Origin of the sequence: Mesorhizobium sp., assembly GCF_004962925.1 — a bacterium.
Lineage (GTDB): Bacteria > Pseudomonadota > Alphaproteobacteria > Rhizobiales > Rhizobiaceae > Mesorhizobium.
Map to the genome: position 1 here is coordinate 1 of NZ_SUEO01000493.1, position 249 is coordinate 249.

Annotated in this window: 1 protein-coding gene; it reads right to left on the bottom strand. The window is 67.5% G+C overall.

Annotated elements, in window-relative coordinates:
- Positions 1 to 249: TCP-1/cpn60 chaperonin family protein (locus tag E5W87_RS35845; protein WP_292408796.1), on the bottom strand; the 249-nt coding region annotated here is incomplete at both ends.

The following is a 249-nucleotide window of genomic DNA, read 5'->3' on the forward strand; positions in this document are numbered from 1 at the left end:
GGATCTTGCCGGCAACGATCGATGCTTCCGCACCGGCGTTGGCCGCGATCTGGCGGGCCGGAGCCTGCAGCGCGCGACGCACGATGTTGATGCCCGCGGTCTGGTCGGAGTTGGCGCCAGTGGCCTTGATGCTCAGCGAAGCGCGCAGGAGTGCGACGCCGCCGCCGGGAACGATGCCTTCTTCGACGGCCGCGCGGGTCGCGTTGAGGGCGTCATCGACGCGGTCCTTCTTTTCCTTGACTTCGATCT